Origin of the sequence: Pimelobacter simplex, from assembly GCF_024662235.1 — a bacterium.
In the GTDB taxonomy this organism is placed as follows: domain Bacteria; phylum Actinomycetota; class Actinomycetes; order Propionibacteriales; family Nocardioidaceae; genus Nocardioides.
This window is the reverse complement of sequence record NZ_CP096276.1, coordinates 5,759,492-5,774,865: the sequence shown is the minus strand read 5'-3', so window position 1 is coordinate 5,774,865 and position 15,374 is coordinate 5,759,492. Positions and strand designations below refer to the sequence as shown.

The window sequence follows — 15,374 nt, the reverse complement described above, 5'->3', positions numbered from 1 at the left end:
AGCACCCGGGTAGCGGACGTAACACGTAGTTACATGTGCGTTAGGCGGAGACCCCGCCGAGGAACGGCACCGACGCCGCGCCCGTCGTCGGGCTCAGCCACACCCGACTGCCGAGCTCGAGGTCCAGGGCCCGCGCGTGCGCCCGCGAGAGGACGACGAGCGCCGGCTCGGACTGCCCCTCGACGTCCACGGTCAGCCGCACCTCGAAGCCCACGCGCAGGGCGCGCTGCACGACGCCGGCCGCCGAGCCGGGCACGCCGGGCTCGACCGCGACCTCGATGTCGTGCGGGCGGAGCCGGAGCGGGCCGAGCTGGGTGACGGCGCCGAGGAAGCCCATGACGAAGTCGTTGGCCGGCTCGTCGTAGAGCTGGTCGGGGCTGCCGATCTGCTCGATGCGGCCCTCGTTGATGACGACGATCTCGTCGGCGACCTCGAGGGCCTCCTCCTGGTCGTGGGTGACGAAGACGGTGGTCACGTGGACGTCGTCGTGGAGACGGCGCAGCCAGTCGCGCAGCTCCTTGCGGACCTTGGCGTCGAGCGCGCCGAAGGGCTCGTCGAGGAGGAGCACCGAGGGCTCCACCGCGAGGGCCCGGGCCAGGGCGAGGCGCTGGCGCTGGCCGCCGGAGAGCTGCGAGGGCAGCCGGTGGGCGAACTGCGAGAGGTGGACGAGCTCGAGGAGCTCGGCGACCTTCTCCTTGACCTCGGCCTTGGGGCGCTTGCGGATCTCCAGGCCGAACGCGACGTTCTTGGCGACCGTCATGTGCTTGAAGACGGCGTAGTGCTGGAACACGAAGCCGACGTTCCGCTTCTGGGGCGGCAGCTTCGTGGCGTCGACGCCCTCGATCTCGACCGAGCCGGAGTCGGCGGTCTCGAGGCCGGCGATGATGCGCAGCAGGGTGGACTTGCCGCCGCCGCTGGGGCCGAGGAGGGCGGTCAGCTGACCGGTGGGCAGGGACACGTTGATGTCGTCGAGGGCGACGAAGTCGCCGTAGCGCTTGCCGACACCGCGTACTTCGATGCTCATGAGTGATCCTCCTTGCGGATCAGGGAGACAACGACGAGGGCCAGCACGGAGGCCAGCACGAGCACGAACGCGGCGGCGTACGCCGTGGGCTCCTCGAAGTTGGTGTAGCGGTTCTGGATGAGGATGGTGGCGGTCTCGCCCCGCAGGGCCGCGCCGGGGCTGACGATCTTGACCGCGCCGAACTCGCCGAGCGAACGCGCCAGGCTGAGCACGACGCCGTACACAACGGCCCACTTGATGCTGGGCAGCGTGATCCGGCGGAAGATCTGCCAGCCGTTGGCGCCGAGGCTGCTCGCGGCGAGCTCGGAGTCGATGCCGACCTCTTCGAGCACCGGGACGACTTCTCGGATGACCAGGGGCAGGCTGACGAACGCGGTCGCCATGATCATGCCGGGCGTCGAGCCGATGATGAAGATGCCTGCCGACTCCAGCGCACCGCCGAACCAGCCCTGGCCGCTGCTGTAGGCCAGCACCAGCGCGAGACCGACGACGACCGGGGAGACCGACATCGGCAGGTCGACGAGGACCGAGAGGATCCGCCGGCCCGGGAAGCTGTAGCGGGTCAGGAGCAGCGAGATGCCGACGCCGAAGACGGTGTTGATGAGCACCGCCCAGAAGGCACAGGTCGCCGTCAGGCTGAACGCGTACGTCACGGTCGGGTCCTGGAGCCGCTCGAGGAAGGCGCTGAAGCCGCCCTCGGCACCGCGCTCCACGGGAGCGAAGGTCCGCGAGGTGACCTCCCACAGCGGCCACACGACGAGCACGGCGAGGTAGGCGATGACGAAGAACCGCAGGGCGTAGGTCACCGGCCCCTTGCGGGCCCGGATCTGTCGGGTGTCAGCCACGGCGCGCCACCCTCCGTGCCACGAGGTCGAGCACGACGATCGTCACGATCGCCACCAGGAGCAGCAGGACGGCGACCGCCGCCGCGCCGGCCTGGTTGTCGCCCTCGATGAACTTGAGGATCTTCAGCGACGCGACCTCGGTCTGGTACGGCGTGTTGCCCGAGATGAGCACCAGGGAGCCGAACTCGCTGATCGCCCGCGCGAAGCCGAGGGACGAGCCGGCCGTGATCGCCGGCACCAGGCTGGGCAGGATGATCCGCCGGAACGTGGTGAACCGGGACGCGCCGAGCGAGGCGGCGGCCTCCTCGACGTCGGCGTCGAGCTCGATGAGCACCGGCTGCACGGTCCGGACGACGAACGGCAGCGTCACGAACAGCAGCGCCAGGAAGATGCCCTGACGGGTGTTCACGATGTTGATGCCGACCGGGCTCTCCGGGCCGTAGAGCGTGAGCAGGACGAGGCCCGCGACGATCGTCGGCAGCGCGAACGGGATGTCGATTACGACGTCCAGGATCCGCTTGCCGAAGAACTGGTCCCGGACGAGCACCCACGCCACGACGGTGCCGATCACCGCGTTGACCACGGTCACCAGCGCCGCCTCGACGACGGTCAGGCGCAGCGCGGCGAAGGTCTGTGCGTCGGTCAGCGTGTTCCAGAAGGCACCCCAGCCGCCGGCCGCGGCGGCCCCCACCACCGCCGCGAGCGGGAGCAGCACCAGGACGCTGAACCAGACGAGGGCGACACCCAGCCCGATCCCCGAGGTCGGGGTCAGGCGGAACAGCCCACTGGACCGGCGCGTCGGGCGCGCCGGTCCAGTGGGTGCGACGAGTGTGTCCGTCACTGCTTGGTCGCTTCGGCGTACAGCTTGTCGAAGCGGAGCTTGGCGCCGTCCTTGCCGAACCACTCGGCGTTGATCGCCGACCAGCCGCCGAGGTCCTCGGCCGTGCTGAGCGAGGACGGGGTCGGGAACGGGTTGCTCGGGTCGTTCGCCCCCTCGACGCTCACGCCGGAGATGTCGACGTCACCGACCGGGCGGAAGCCCTTCTGCACGAAGGCGAGCTGGCCCTTGTCGCTGAGGATGAAGTCCAGCCAGTCCTTGGCGACCGGGTCGGAGTCCTTGAGGACGGCGCCCGGGTTCTCGATCAGGAACGAGTGCTGGGGAAGGATGTAGTCGAGGTTCTCACCGTTCTGCTTCGCGAGGATGGCCTCGTTCTCGTAGGTGAGGAGCACGTTGCCGACGCCCTTCTTGAACGACTCGGTCGCCTCGCGGCCGCTGGCCGCCCAGGTGGTGACGTTCTTGAAGACCTTCTCGAGGAAGGCGTCAGCCTCCTTCTCGGTGGCGCCCTGCGACTTGGCGTAGGTGTAGAGCGCGAGGACGTTCCACTTGGCCGAGCCGGAGCTGGCCGGGTCCGGGGTCACGATCTTGACGTCGGAGCGGGTCAGGTCGCTCCAGTCCTTGATGCCGAGGGGGTTGCCCTTCTGCACCGCGATGACGGCGACCGACTGCGAGACGATGCCCTTGTTCGGGCCCGCGTTCCAGTCGTCGGCGACGAGGCCGGCGTCGACCAGGCGCGTCATGTCGGGCTCCAGGGAGAAGACGACGTAGTCGACGTCCTTGCCCTTGGTGTCCGCGACCTTGCGGCTCTGGTCGCCGGAGGCGCCGTAGGAGCCGGAGAACGTGACGTCCTTGCCGGCGTCGGTCTTCTCGAACTCCGTCGCGGCGGCCTTGTTGGCGGCCTCCGGGACGGCGAACCCGACGATGTTGATGGTCTTTCCGTCGTCCTTGCCACCGGCGGCGGAGCTGCAGGCGCCGAACGCCAGCACGCCCACGAGCCCCACGGCAACGGCCTTGATCGATCGCTTCATCGCACCCATTCCTTGCTTCGGCCCGGCGTCTCGGGTGCCGGGAACCATTCAAATCAGATCGAAACAATACACATTAGTGAGTTACTGAACCTGCTCGTTAGACAAATCGACGAGGAGAGGTGACCGAGCCCACAGGGCTCCCGGGGCCTCCGCGGTGCCCATCTGGCGGCACCGCCTCCGTCCGCGCACGCGGGCGGACTATCGTGGTGAGGCCGCGCCGACCGGGCGGCCAGGCGCGAACTGGACAGGTGTCCACCAAAAGTGGAACGTGTTCTAGATTGGCTCTAGACTCGCTGCACCTGTCGCTGCCGTCATTGACGCGGCCGACGCGTAGTCGAGAGAAGTGGAGCAGGTGTGAGCCAGACCAAGCAGGTCAAGCAGCTGGACCGGGTGATCATCCGGTTCGCCGGGGACTCCGGTGACGGCATGCAGCTGACCGGTGACCGGTTCACCCAGGAGTCGGCCGTCTTCGGCAACGACCTGGTGACGCTGCCCAACTTCCCCGCCGAGATCCGGGCGCCCCAGGGCACCATCCCGGGCGTCTCGTCGTTCCAGATCCACTTCGCCGACCACGACATCCTCACCGCGGGCGACCGGCCCGACGTACTGGTGGCGATGAACCCGGCGGCCCTCAAGGCCAACCTGGGCGACCTGCCCAAGGGCGCGACGATCATCGTGGACACCCACGACTTCACCAAGCGCAACCTCGACAAGGCCGGCTACACCTCGAACCCGCTCGACAAGCTGGGCGAGGTCGACGACATCCTGGCCGGCTTCCAGGTCCAGCCCGTCGACCTGACCGGCATCACCGTCGAGGCGGTCAAGGAGTTCGGCCTCTCCCGCAAGGACGCCGCCCGCGCCAAGAACATGTTCGCGCTCGGCCTGCTGTCGTGGATGTACGGCCGCCCGACCGAGCCGACGGTCGCCTTCCTCGAGAAGAAGTTCGCCAAGGTCGCCGACATCCTCGGCGCCAACCTCGCCGCCTTCAAGGCCGGCTGGAACTACGGCGAGACGACCGAGACCTTCGTCGTCCAGTACGAGATCAAGCCGGCCAAGATGCGCGCGGGCACCTACCGCAACATCACCGGCAACCTGGCTCTGTCCTACGGTCTCGTCGCCGCCGGCGTCCGCTCAGAGCTGCCGGTGTTCCTGGGCTCCTACCCGATCACCCCGGCCTCCGACATCCTCCACGAGCTGAGCAAGCACAAGGGCTTCGGCGTCACCACGCTCCAGGCCGAGGACGAGATCGCCGGCATCGGTGCCGCGATCGGCGCCGCCTTCGCCGGCCAGCTCGCCGTCACCACCACCTCGGGCCCGGGCATCGCGCTCAAGTCCGAGGCGATCGGCCTGGCCGTGATGACCGAGCTGCCGCTCCTGGTCGTCAACGTCCAGCGCGGCGGCCCCTCGACCGGTCTACCCACCAAGACCGAGCAGGCCGACCTGCTCCAGGCCATGTACGGCCGCAACGGCGAGGCGCCCGTCCCGATCGTCGCGCCGCAGTCGCCCGGCGACTGCTTCGCCGCGGCCGTCGAGGCCGCCCGGATCGCGATCACCTACCGCACGCCGGTCTTCCTGCTCTCCGACGGCTACCTGGCCAACGGCTCCGAGCCCTGGGAGATCCCCTCGATCGACGAGCTGCCCAAGATCGACGCGAACTTCGCCACCGAGCTCAACCACGACGACGAGTTCTGGCCCTACCTGCGCGACGAGGAGACGCTGGCCCGCCCCTGGGCGATCCCCGGCACCGCCGGCCTCGAGCACCGCATCGGCGGTCTCGAGAAGGGCGAGGGCCACGGCAACATCTCCTACGACCCGGCCAACCACGACAAGATGGTCCGGATCCGCCAGGAGAAGGTGCAGCGCATCGCCGACTCCCTGCCGCCGCTCGAGGTCGACGACCCGTCGGGCGAGGCCAAGGTCCTCGTCATCGGCTGGGGCTCGACGTACGGCCCGATCGGCGCCGCGTGCCGCCGGGTCCGCCGGGCCGGCTACAACGTCGCCCAGGTCCACCTGCGCCACCTCAACCCGTTCCCGAAGGACCTCGGCGAGATCCTCAAGCGCTACGACAAGGTGCTGGTCCCCGAGATGAACCTCGGCCAGCTCTCCCGCCTGCTGCGCGCGGAGTACCTCGTCGACGCGATCGGCTACAACCACGTCTACGGCCTCCCGCTCAAGGCCGCCGAGCTGGCCGAGGCCGTCGGCGCGCTGGTCGGCCAGGCCGAGGGTCGCGACGTCGACCTCGGCGAACACGGAACCAACGCCCCTGCTGACCACGAGGAGGCTCCGGCCCGATGACGACCATCGACCTCGGAAACCCGTCCCTGCGCTCCGGCACCGAGCTGGTGCCCTCGCTCGGCGAGGGTGAGACCCAGACCGGCAAGGACTTCTCCAGCGACCAGGAGGTGCGCTGGTGCCCCGGCTGCGGTGACTACGCCGTCCTCAAGGCCGTCCAGTCCTTCCTGCCCGACCTGGGCCTGCGCCGCGAGAACATCGTGTTCGTCTCGGGCATCGGCTGCTCCAGCCGCTTCCCGTACTACCTCGACACCTACGGCATGCACTCGATCCACGGCCGCGCGCCGTCGATCGCGACCGGCATCGCCACCGCCCGCGAGGACCTCTCGGTCTGGGTCGTCACCGGCGACGGCGACGCGCTGTCCATCGGCGGCAACCACCTCATCCACGCGCTGCGCCGCAACGTGAACATGACGATCCTGCTGTTCAACAACCGGATCTACGGCCTCACCAAGGGTCAGTACTCCCCCACCTCCGAGACCGGCAAGGTCACCAAGTCCACCCCCGTGGGCTCGATCGACCACCCGTTCAACCCGGTCTCGCTCGCGCTCGGCGCCGAGGCGTCGTTCGTCGCGCGCACCATCGACTCCGACCGCAAGCACCTCACCGGCGTCCTCGCCGCGGCCGCCGCCCACCGCGGCACCTCGCTCGTCGAGATCTACCAGAACTGCCCGATCTTCAACGACGGGGCGTTCGACGCGATCAAGGACAACGACACCAAAGCCCACGCGATCATCCCGCTGGTCCACGGCGAGCCGATCACCTTCGGCACCCGCGACGAGACCACCGGCCTGGGCGACAAGGCCCTGGTCCGCGCCGCCGGCGGCGTCGAGGTCGCCGACACGGCCTCCGTGCCCGCCGACGCCATCCTCGTCCACGACGCCCACGACCCGGACCCGTCGACGGCGTTCGCGATCTCCCGGCTGACCGACGCGGGCTACCTCAACCGCAGCCCGATCGGCATCTTCCGCCAGGTCGACCGCCCGACGTACGACGACCAGGCGCGCGCCCAGGTCGCCGACGCGGCCGCCAAGGTCCAGGGCACCCCCGAGGACCGGCTCGCCGCGCTCATCAACGGCGGCGACACCTGGACGATCGACTGACGGTCCCGCACCCGCACGCACGAAGGGCCCCGCCGATCCGGCGGGGCCCCTCGTCGTCGTGCTCAGGCGAGGATCAGTAGCAGATGATCTTGCCGAGGGTGACGTTGGTCTTCGCGTAGCCGCCGCTCGGCTTGAGGACCAGGCGCCACTTGCTGCCGCACTTGCCACGGAACTTGAACTTGAACTTGCCCGTGGTGGCGTTGGTCCGCTGCTTCTGCGCGACGGTCCACTTGTGGGCGCCCTTGTTCTTGCGCTGCAGGATGATCTTCTTGCCCTTGTAGGTCACCGCGTTGCCCTTGGCGTAGAACCGACCCGTGTTGCGGATCTCGCCTGCCTGGAGGTTGGCGACCTGGTGCTTCGGCGCGGCGGCGGCGCGGTCGGCCACGCCGGTCGCGGCCTGGCTGGGCGCCATCGTCAGACCGAGCATGGCCGCGGTGAACGCCGCGACGAAGGCGGTGATGATGCGAGTGATGCGCATGGGTGGAACTCCCCCTCGAGATTGGGATGGTGCAGGTGGACTAGAGGTTTCGTGCCCACCGCACGCGTCCCGAAACCTGGGGCGTCGTAAGGTCGGCACGTGCCCGACCAGCGACGCGGGCTCCTCCTCGGGTTCTCGGCCTACCTGATCTGGGGGGCCTTCCCGCTCTACTGGCCGCTGCTCGACCCGTCCGGACCGGTCGAGATCCTCGCCCACCGGATCGTCTGGTCGCTGCTGGTGATGGGCGTCCTCCTCCTCGCCCTACGCCGTACGGCGGCCCTGCGCGCGGTCCTGCGCGAGCGTCGTACGGCGGCGCTGCTGGGGGTCGCCGCCGTCACCATCACGATCAACTGGGGCACCTACATCTACGGCGTCAACAGCGACCGCGTGGTCGAGACGTCGCTCGGCTACTTCATCAACCCGCTGGTCACGGTGCTGCTCGGGGTGCTCGTGCTCGGCGAGCGGCTGCGCCGGCCGCAGTGGGTGGCGCTGACGATCGGGTTCGTCGCGGTCGTGGTGCTGACCGTCGACTACGGGCGGCCGCCGGTGATCGCGCTCGTGCTGGCGTTCTCGTTCGGCACCTACGGGCTGGCCAAGAAGTCGGCGGACGTCGGGGCCATCGAGAGCCTGACCTTCGAGACCGCGGTGATCGCGCCGTTCGCGCTGGGCTACCTGGTGTGGCTGGGGGCGGCGGGCGAGGGGCACTTCCTGGGCGAGGGGGCCGGGCACGTGGCGCTGCTGGTGGCGAGCGGCGTGGTGACGGCCGTCCCGCTGCTGTGCTTCGGCGCTGCCGCGACCCGGGTCTCGATGACGACGCTGGGGCTGCTGCAGTACCTCACCCCGACGCTGCAGTTCGCGCTCGGCGTGACCCTGCTCGGCGAGCACATGCCGCCGGGACGCTGGGTGGGCTTCGCGCTGGTCTGGCTGGCGCTGGCGATCTTCACCGCCGAGGCGCTGCGCCACCACCGGCGCCAGCTCGCGCTGGCCGCGGAGTGCGCGGCGCTCTAGGCAGGGCCGCGCTGGAAGGCCCCGTACGACGGCGGCGGGGTGCACGCCACCGCCGTACGAGGCGATCGGGGGCGACCCTAGGCGGGTCGCTCGAGCCGGCCGAACCCGCTGCGGTGGAACACCAGCGGGTGGGCGGCGTCGTGCTGGGCGCCGTGCTCGACCGCGCGCACGCGCAGTAGGACGAGCACGTGGTCGCCGGCCTCGACCTCGCGGTAGAGGCTGCAGGTGAACCGGACCAGGCCCTCGTCGAGGGTGAGGGCGCCGCCCTCCCCCACGCTGAGCCGGACGCCGTCGAAGCGCGCCTCGACGGGTCCGGAGAGCTGGCGGCAGACGGCGTCGTGGTGGTCGGCGAGGACCGTGACGCCGTACTGCTCGGCGCGGCGCAGGTCCGGCCAGGTCTTGGACGAGGTCGCCACCGACACCGAGACCAGCGGCGGGTCGAGGCTCACCGAGGTGAAGGAGCTCGCGGCCAGCCCCACCGGGCGTCCGTCGACCTCGGCGGCGAGAGCGACGACGCCGGTCGGGAACACCCCGAAGGCCTGGCGCAGGGCTGCCGGATCGAGGTCCTGATTCGTCGCCAACACGGTCATGACAACAAAGTTAACCGGACTAGTAGGATTTCACGAGGGCGGAGCGGCTCGGTTCGGCCGAGCCCGTGACAGGCGGGGCCTGTCACGCTGGATGAGGCGGCTCAGGCCGAGCGGACGGCGACCACGTCGGCGAACGCCTCGAGCGCCGACCGTACGGCGCCCGCCGGCAGCGCCTCGAGCAGCTGCTTGGCCTCCTGGGCCCGGGCGACGACGTAGGCCTGCGCCTCGGCCATGGCCGGGTGCTTGCGGAGCAGGTCGAGCGCCTCGGCGTGGAGCTCGCCGTCGGCGGCGAGGTCGGTGCGCTCGGGGTCGAGCAGCTCGAGGAGGCGGGCGTCGGCCGGGTCGGTCGAGGCGCGGGCCATGAGCACGGGGAGGGTCGGGACGCCCTCCTTGAGGTCGGTGCCCGGGGTCTTGCCGGACTCCTCGGTCTCGGAGGCGATGTCGAGGATGTCGTCGGAGAGCTGGAAGGCGGTGCCGACGAGCTCGCCGTAGGCGGTGAGCGCCTCGACGACCTCGGGCGCGGCGCCGGAGAAGCGGGCGCCGTAGTGGGCCGAGGTGGCGATGAGCGAGCCGGTCTTGCCGGCCACCACGTCGAGGTAGTGGGCCAGCGCGTCCTCGCCGGGGCCGGGCTTCACGGTCTCGAGGATCTGGCCCTCGACGAGCCGGGTGAACGTCTCGGCCTGGATCTTGACCGCCTCGGGACCGAGCTCGGCGGTCAGCTCGGAGGACTTGGCGAACAGGAAGTCACCGGTCAGGATCGCGACCAGGTTGTCGTAGCGCGCGTTGGCCGAGTCCTCGCCGCGACGCAGCGCGGCCTCGTCCATGACGTCGTCGTGGTAGAGCGAGCCCACGTGGGTGATCTCGACGACGCAGGCCGCGGTGAGCACCTCGGGCGCCTCGGGCCGCGGGCCGGCCTCGGCGGCGAGCAGCACGAGCAGTGGACGGAAGCGCTTGCCGCCCGCGGCCAGGAGGTGGCGCGCCGCCTCGGTGACGTACGTCGTGCGGCTGGCCGCATGGCCGTAGAGCGCTTCCTCGACGGTCGCCATCCGCACCCTCAGCCGGTCGGCGAGGGCGGGGTCGTCGATCGGCAGGGCCAGGTCGGCGGGACGCGCAGCGGAGGTCACCTGATGAAGTCTCCCGCACTGGTGACCAGATCGAGAACCGGCCCCGGCAGGATGCCGAGTGTGAGAGTCGCCACGAGGCACACCACGATCGTCCCGGAGGTCAGCAGCGAGGACCGGGTGACCGTGCCCGCGCCGTCCGGGTGGGGGTCGGTGAAGAACATCAGCCGGATGTGGCGCACGTAGAACGTGATCGCCACGATGCTGCACGCGATGGCCACCAGGACCACCGGCCAGGCCCCCGCGGACATGGCCGAGGTGAAGACCGCCCACTTGCCGATGAAGCCCGCGGTGAGCGGGATGCCCGCCATCGAGAGCAGGAAGAAGGCGAAGGCGCCGGCCACCAGCGGGGAGGTCCGGCCCAGCCCGGCCCAGCGGTCGTACGCCGTCGCCTCGCCGCCCGCGTCGCGCACGAGCGTGACGATGGCGAAGGCGCCGATCATCGCGAAGCCGTAGGTGGTCAGGTAGAAGAGCACGCCCTCGAGCGAGGTGTACTGGCCGTCGGCCAGCTCGCCCGCGCTCTGCACGCCGAGCACGCCGACGAGCAGGAAGCCGGTGTGGGCCACCGAGGAGTAGGCGAGCATCCGCTTGACGTCGCTCTGGACGATGGCCAGGACCGCGCCGAGGACCATCGAGGCGATCGCGATCACCCAGAGCATCGGCTGCCAGCTCCAGCGCTCGCCGCCGAAGGCGACGTACATGAGGCGGAGCAGGGCGCCGAACGCGGCGACCTTGGTACCGGCCGCCATGAACGCGGTGACCGCGGTCGGGGCGCCCTGGTAGACGTCCGGGGTCCAGGCCTGGAAGGGCGCGGCGCCGACCTTGAAGAGCAGGCCGACCGCGAGCAGGCCGATGCCGGCCAGCAGCAGGACGTGGTTGTCCGCGCCCGCGCGGACCGCCTCGTTGATGCCGGCGAAGGTCACCGAGCCGGCGTAGCCGTAGACCAGCGCGGCGCCGTAGAGGAAGAAGCCGGAGGCGAAGGCGCCGAGGAGGAAGTACTTCATCGCCGCCTCCTGGCTCAAGAGGCGCCGGCGCCGGGCCAGGCCGCAGAGCAGGTAGAGCGGCAGCGAGAGGATCTCGAGCGCCACGAACATGGTCAGCAGGTCGCCGGAGGCCGGGAACATCAGCATGCCGCCGACCGCGAACAGCAGCAGCGGGTAGACCTCGGTGTGGTCGAGGCCGCGGGTGGACGCCTCGCGCTCCCCCTCGGTGCCGGGCAGCGCCGCCGCCTGGCCGGTGAAGGCGGACACGCCGCCCTCGAGCCGCTGCTCGGCGAAGAGCGCGACGCCGCCGAGGGCGAAGACCAGGATCAGCGCCCAGAGGTAGATCGTCGGGCCGTCGACCACGATGCTGCCCATCGCGCCGACCAGGCCGCGCCCGGTCGCACCGGCCGCGCCGGTGTGCTCCTCGAGGTTGGCGCCGACGAGCACCGTGGTCACCAGGGCGCCCACGACGACGAGCGCGGCGAGCACGATCTGGGGCAGCCGGCGCAGGCCGCGCGGCACGAACGCCTCGATCGCCACGCCCACGCAGGCGCCGCCGAGGACGATGAGGAGCGGCAGCAGCTCGACGTACTCGAGCTCGGGCTTCACGAACTCCATCAGTGCGCCTCCTCGGTCTCGTTGTCGGCATGCTGGACCGTGGGCGCCGGATCATGGACGCCGACCTGGTCCATCAGGTCGCCCACCATCGGGTTGCTCACGTCGAGCAGCGGCGCCGGGTAGAACCCGAAGAAGACCAGCGCCACCATCAGCGGGGCGACCGCGGCGATCTCGCGCACGCCGAGGTCCTTGGTGCCCTCGACCTCGGGCGGGGTCGGTCCGGTCATCGTGCGCTGGTACATCCACAGCACGTAGATCGCAGCGAGGACGACGGCGGTGATCGCGATCGCGCCGACGTACCAGGCGTACTGGAAGGCGCTCATCAGCACCAGGAACTCGCTGATGAACGGCGAGAGCCCGGGCAGGCCGAGCGTGGCCAGGCCGGCGACGAGGAAGAGCCCGGCGAGCACCGGGGTGACCTTCTCGATACCGCCCATCCGGCTGATGAGCGGGGTGCCGCGGCGCTCGGCGAGGTAGCCCGCGACCAGGAAGAGCGCGGCCGTGCCGAGGCCGTGGTTGACCATGTAGAGGATCGCGCCGGAGTTGCCCTGGGTGGTCATCGTGAAGATGCCGAGCGTGATCAGGCCGAAGTGGCTCAGCGAGGTCAGACCGATGAGCCGGAAGACGTCGTCCTGGCCGATCGCGACGAGCGCGCCGTAGACGATCGAGATGAGCGCGAGGGTGATCACCAGCGGCGTCGCCCACTGGGACGCCTCGGGGAAGATCCCGAGGCAGAAGCGCATCATCCCGAACGTGCCGATCTTGTCGAGGATGCACACGAGCAGCACGCCGGTGCCGGGCGTGGCCTTCTCGGTGGTGTCCGCGAGCCAGGTGTGCAGCGGGAACAGCGGCGCCTTGATCGCGAACGCGATGAAGAAGCCGAAGAACAGCCAGCGCCCCGGGCCGGTCGCGATGTCGAGCTGCTGCAGGTCCGCGAGCAGGTACGACGGCGTGCCCTGCTGGGCCGAGACGACGTAGAGGCCGATCACGGAGGCGAGCAGGATCAGGCCGCCGGCCAGCTGGAACATGAGGAACTTGAGCGCCGCCCCGCCCCGGCCCGCGCGGCCGAAGCCGCCGACCAGGAAGTAGGCGGGGATCAGCGTCGCCTCGAACACGACGTAGAACAGGAAGACGTCGGTCGCGCAGAAGACCGCGAGCGAGAGGCCCTCGAGCGCCAGCGTCCAGGCGAAGAAGGCGCGCGCACCGGCGCTGCCCTCGGCGTCCGCCTTGAACCACTCGGCACCCAGCACCAGCGGGACGAGCAGGACCGTCAGCAGCACCAGCAGCAGGGCCAGGCCGTCGACCCCGAACGCGTAGTGGACGCCGAAGGCCTCGATCCACTCGTGCTCCTCGCGCAGCTGCATGCCGCCGTCGAGCTTGTAGGAGGCCGCGACGACCACACCGATGACGAGGGTCGCGAGCGCGACGCCGAGGCCGGTGACCTTGACCAGGTGGCGCGGCAGCAGCGCGACCGCCACCGCACCCGCGATCGGGAGCCAGACGAGCAGGCTGAGGATCGGGAAGTCGTTCACAGGTTCACCGCCACCAGGGTCAGGACGAGGACAACGGCGCCGCCGAGGATGCCGAGCGCGTAGGACCGCACGTAGCCGTTCTGGAGCCGGCGCAGCAGCTCACCGGTGCCGGCGAGCACGGTGGCGCCGCCGGTGAAGAGTCCGTCGACGAGCGTCCGGTCGCCGGCCACGAGGCTGCGGACGCCGGCCTTGCCGGGCGCGACCACGAGCGTGTCGTTGATCGCGTCGCCGTAGAGGTCGGCACGAGCGGCGCGGGTGGCGAACGAGACGTCGGCCGGCGCGGTGCGCGGTACGTCGCGCTGCCCGACCAGGAACCAGGCCAGGGCCACACCGACGAGCACCACGGCGACCGTGATGAGCGTCAGCACGATGACCGGCAGCGGGGGCTCGGCGTGCTCGGCGTGGCCGACGACCGGGCTGAGCCAGTCGACGATCCAGTTGCCGGCGAGCATCAGGCCGCCGAGGGCCGACAGCGCGGCGAGGACCATCAGCGGGATGGTCATCGTCAGCGGGCTCTCGTGGGGGTGGACGCCCTTGTCCCAGCGCTTCTTGGTGAAGAAGGTCATCAGCATCATCCGGGTCATGTAGAAGCCGGTGATGCCCGCGCCGAGGAGCGCGCAGATGCCCACGATCGGGTTCTCGGTGAGCGCGACCTCGATGATCTTGTCCTTGGACCAGAAGCCCGCGAACGGCGGGATGCCGATGATCGCCAGGAAGCCGAGCGCGAACGTCGCGAACGTGATGGGCAGCGCCTTCTGCAGCGCGCCGTAGTGGCGCATGTCGACGTCGTCGTCCATCGCGTGCATCACCGAGCCGGCCCCGAGGAACATGTTGGCCTTGAAGAAGCCGTGGGTCAGCAGGTGGAAGATCGCGAAGGCGTAGCCCGCGACGCCGAGACCGGCGCCGAGCATCATGTAGCCGATCTGGCTCATCGTGGAGCCGGCCAGGCCCTTCTTGATGTCGTCCTTGGCGCACCCGATGATCGCGCCCCACAGGAGCGTCACCGTCGCCACGATCACCACGACCGTCTGGGCGGTCGGGGCGAGCTCGAAGATGAAGTTGGAGCGGGTGACGAGGTAGACGCCGGCGGTGACCATGGTCGCCGCGTGGATGAGCGCGGAGACCGGGGTCGGGCCCTCCATGGCGTCCAGGAGCCAGGCCTGGAGAGGGACCTGGGCGGACTTGCCGCAGGCGCCGATGAGCAGCAGGACACCGACCCAGTTGAGCGTCGTCTCGGTGGCGCCGCCGCTCAGCTCGCTGATGCCGCTGAAGCTGGTCGTGCCGAAGGTGACGAACATCAGGAAGATCGCCAGGCCCAGGCCCATGTCGCCGACCCGGTTGATGACGAACGCCTTCTTGGCCGCCGCGGCCGCCGAGGGCTTGTGCTGCCAGAAGCCGATGAGGAGGTACGACGCGAGGCCGACGCCCTCCCAGCCGAGGAAGAGACCGACGTAGTTCTCGGAGAGGATCAGCATGAGCATCGCCGCGACGAACAGGTTCAGGTAGGCGAAGAACCTGCGCCGGCGCGGGTCGTGCGCCATGTAGCCGATCGAGTAGACGTGGATCAGCGAGCCCACGCCGGTGATCAGCAGCAGGAAGAGCGCCGACAGCGGGTCGTAGAGCAGGTCGAGCCCGACGTCGAGGCCACCGGCCTGGATCCAGTCGTAGAGGTGCTGGCTGATCTGGCGCTCACCCTCGTCGCGCCCGAGCAGGTTGACGAAGAGCACCAGGCTGAGCACGAACGACCCTGCGGACGTCGCCGTACCGAGCAGGTGACCCCACTTGTCGGTACGACGGCCGCCGAGCAGCAGCACCGCGGCGCCGAGCAGCGGCAGCGCGATGATCAGCCAGAGCAGGTTGAAGGGACCGCTCGCATCGGTCGGAGCGACCACCGGGACATGGGTCTCGGTGGCC

13 protein-coding genes are annotated in these 15,374 nt (G+C 70.1%); 3 read left to right on the top strand and 10 right to left on the bottom strand.

Annotated features, from left to right (window positions below; genetic code table 11):
- Nucleotides 1-40 precede the first annotated feature (40 nt).
- The 4 genes from M0M48_RS28285 to M0M48_RS28270 are packed head-to-tail and all read right to left on the bottom strand — an operon-like array spanning nt 41 to nt 3,735.
- Nucleotides 41-1,024 carry a sulfate/molybdate ABC transporter ATP-binding protein gene (locus tag M0M48_RS28285; RefSeq protein WP_215813555.1) on the bottom strand — a complete coding sequence of 328 codons (984 nt, stop codon included), beginning with the start codon at nt 1,022-1,024 and terminating at the stop codon, nt 41-43.
- Nucleotides 1,021-1,869, bottom strand: a complete 849-nt coding sequence (locus M0M48_RS28280; RefSeq protein WP_257753680.1) for a sulfate ABC transporter permease — start codon at nt 1,867-1,869, stop codon at nt 1,021-1,023. Before M0M48_RS28280 ends, M0M48_RS28285 begins: the two co-directional genes overlap by 4 nt.
- Complete coding sequence (gene cysT, locus M0M48_RS28275) at nt 1,862-2,710, bottom strand: sulfate ABC transporter permease subunit CysT (RefSeq protein WP_257753679.1); 849 nt, start codon at nt 2,708-2,710, stop codon at nt 1,862-1,864. Before cysT ends, M0M48_RS28280 begins: the two co-directional genes overlap by 8 nt.
- Entirely contained in the window at nt 2,707-3,735 is a 1,029-nt protein-coding gene (locus tag M0M48_RS28270; RefSeq protein WP_257753678.1) for an extracellular solute-binding protein, read from the bottom strand. The genes cysT and M0M48_RS28270 overlap by 4 nt, the downstream gene beginning before the upstream one ends.
- 354 nt (nt 3,736-4,089) lie before the next feature.
- On the opposite strand from M0M48_RS28270, the gene M0M48_RS28265 reads away from it, so the two are divergent.
- Entirely contained in the window at nt 4,090-6,030 is a 1,941-nt protein-coding gene (locus M0M48_RS28265) for a 2-oxoacid:acceptor oxidoreductase subunit alpha (protein WP_215813558.1), read from the top strand.
- Nucleotides 6,027-7,130 carry a 2-oxoacid:ferredoxin oxidoreductase subunit beta gene (locus tag M0M48_RS28260; RefSeq protein WP_257753677.1) on the top strand — a complete coding sequence of 368 codons (1,104 nt, stop codon included), beginning with the start codon at nt 6,027-6,029 and terminating at the stop codon, nt 7,128-7,130. Before M0M48_RS28265 ends, M0M48_RS28260 begins: the two co-directional genes overlap by 4 nt.
- 73 nt (nt 7,131-7,203) lie before the next feature.
- On the opposite strand, the gene M0M48_RS28255 is transcribed toward M0M48_RS28260, so the two are convergent.
- Complete coding sequence (locus tag M0M48_RS28255) at nt 7,204-7,608, bottom strand: hypothetical protein (RefSeq protein ID WP_215813560.1); 405 nt, start codon at nt 7,606-7,608, stop codon at nt 7,204-7,206.
- Nucleotides 7,609-7,707: 99 nt separating this feature from the next.
- Between M0M48_RS28255 and rarD the strand changes: the two genes are divergently transcribed.
- On the top strand, nt 7,708-8,616 hold the full coding sequence (gene rarD, locus M0M48_RS28250; RefSeq protein WP_257753676.1) for an EamA family transporter RarD: 909 nt from the start codon (nt 7,708-7,710) through the stop codon (nt 8,614-8,616).
- Between the two features lie 77 nt (nt 8,617-8,693).
- Here rarD and M0M48_RS28245 read toward each other — a convergent pair whose 3' ends face one another.
- The 5 genes from M0M48_RS28245 to nuoL form a co-directional block, all read right to left on the bottom strand.
- The gene (locus M0M48_RS28245; protein ID WP_215813562.1) at nt 8,694-9,206 is read right to left on the bottom strand and encodes a flavin reductase family protein; all 513 of its coding nucleotides are present in this window, start codon (nt 9,204-9,206) and stop codon (nt 8,694-8,696) included.
- A 101-nt stretch (nt 9,207-9,307) separates the two neighbouring features.
- The gene (locus M0M48_RS28240) at nt 9,308-10,330 is read right to left on the bottom strand and encodes a polyprenyl synthetase family protein (RefSeq protein ID WP_257753675.1); all 1,023 of its coding nucleotides are present in this window, start codon (nt 10,328-10,330) and stop codon (nt 9,308-9,310) included.
- On the bottom strand, nt 10,327-11,928 hold the full coding sequence (nuoN, locus tag M0M48_RS28235) for an NADH-quinone oxidoreductase subunit NuoN (protein ID WP_257753674.1): 1,602 nt from the start codon (nt 11,926-11,928) through the stop codon (nt 10,327-10,329). Before nuoN ends, M0M48_RS28240 begins: the two co-directional genes overlap by 4 nt.
- Nucleotides 11,928-13,460, bottom strand: coding sequence for an NADH-quinone oxidoreductase subunit M (locus M0M48_RS28230; RefSeq protein ID WP_257753673.1), 1,533 nt, complete (start codon nt 13,458-13,460; stop codon nt 11,928-11,930). The genes nuoN and M0M48_RS28230 overlap by 1 nt, the downstream gene beginning before the upstream one ends.
- Nucleotides 13,457-15,352, bottom strand: a complete 1,896-nt coding sequence (gene nuoL, locus M0M48_RS28225; RefSeq protein ID WP_215813907.1) for an NADH-quinone oxidoreductase subunit L — start codon at nt 15,350-15,352, stop codon at nt 13,457-13,459. Before nuoL ends, M0M48_RS28230 begins: the two co-directional genes overlap by 4 nt.
- Nucleotides 15,353-15,374: the final 22 nt, after the last annotated feature.

Excerpts from the sequence above, each read along its gene's own strand:
- M0M48_RS28285 (WP_215813555.1), bottom strand. The coding sequence starts at position 1,024 with ATGAGCATCGAAGTACGCGGTGTCGGCAAGCGCTACGGCGACTTCGTC.
- M0M48_RS28270 (WP_257753678.1), bottom strand. The coding sequence starts at position 3,735 with ATGAAGCGATCGATCAAGGCCGTTGCCGTGGGGCTCGTGGGCGTGCTG.
- M0M48_RS28260 (WP_257753677.1), top strand. The coding sequence starts at position 6,027 with ATGACGACCATCGACCTCGGAAACCCGTCCCTGCGCTCCGGCACCGAG.
- M0M48_RS28255 (WP_215813560.1), bottom strand. The coding sequence starts at position 7,608 with ATGCGCATCACTCGCATCATCACCGCCTTCGTCGCGGCGTTCACCGCG.
- M0M48_RS28245 (WP_215813562.1), bottom strand. The coding sequence starts at position 9,206 with ATGACCGTGTTGGCGACGAATCAGGACCTCGATCCGGCAGCCCTGCGC.
- nuoN (WP_257753674.1), bottom strand. The coding sequence starts at position 11,928 with ATGGAGTTCGTGAAGCCCGAGCTCGAGTACGTCGAGCTGCTGCCGCTC.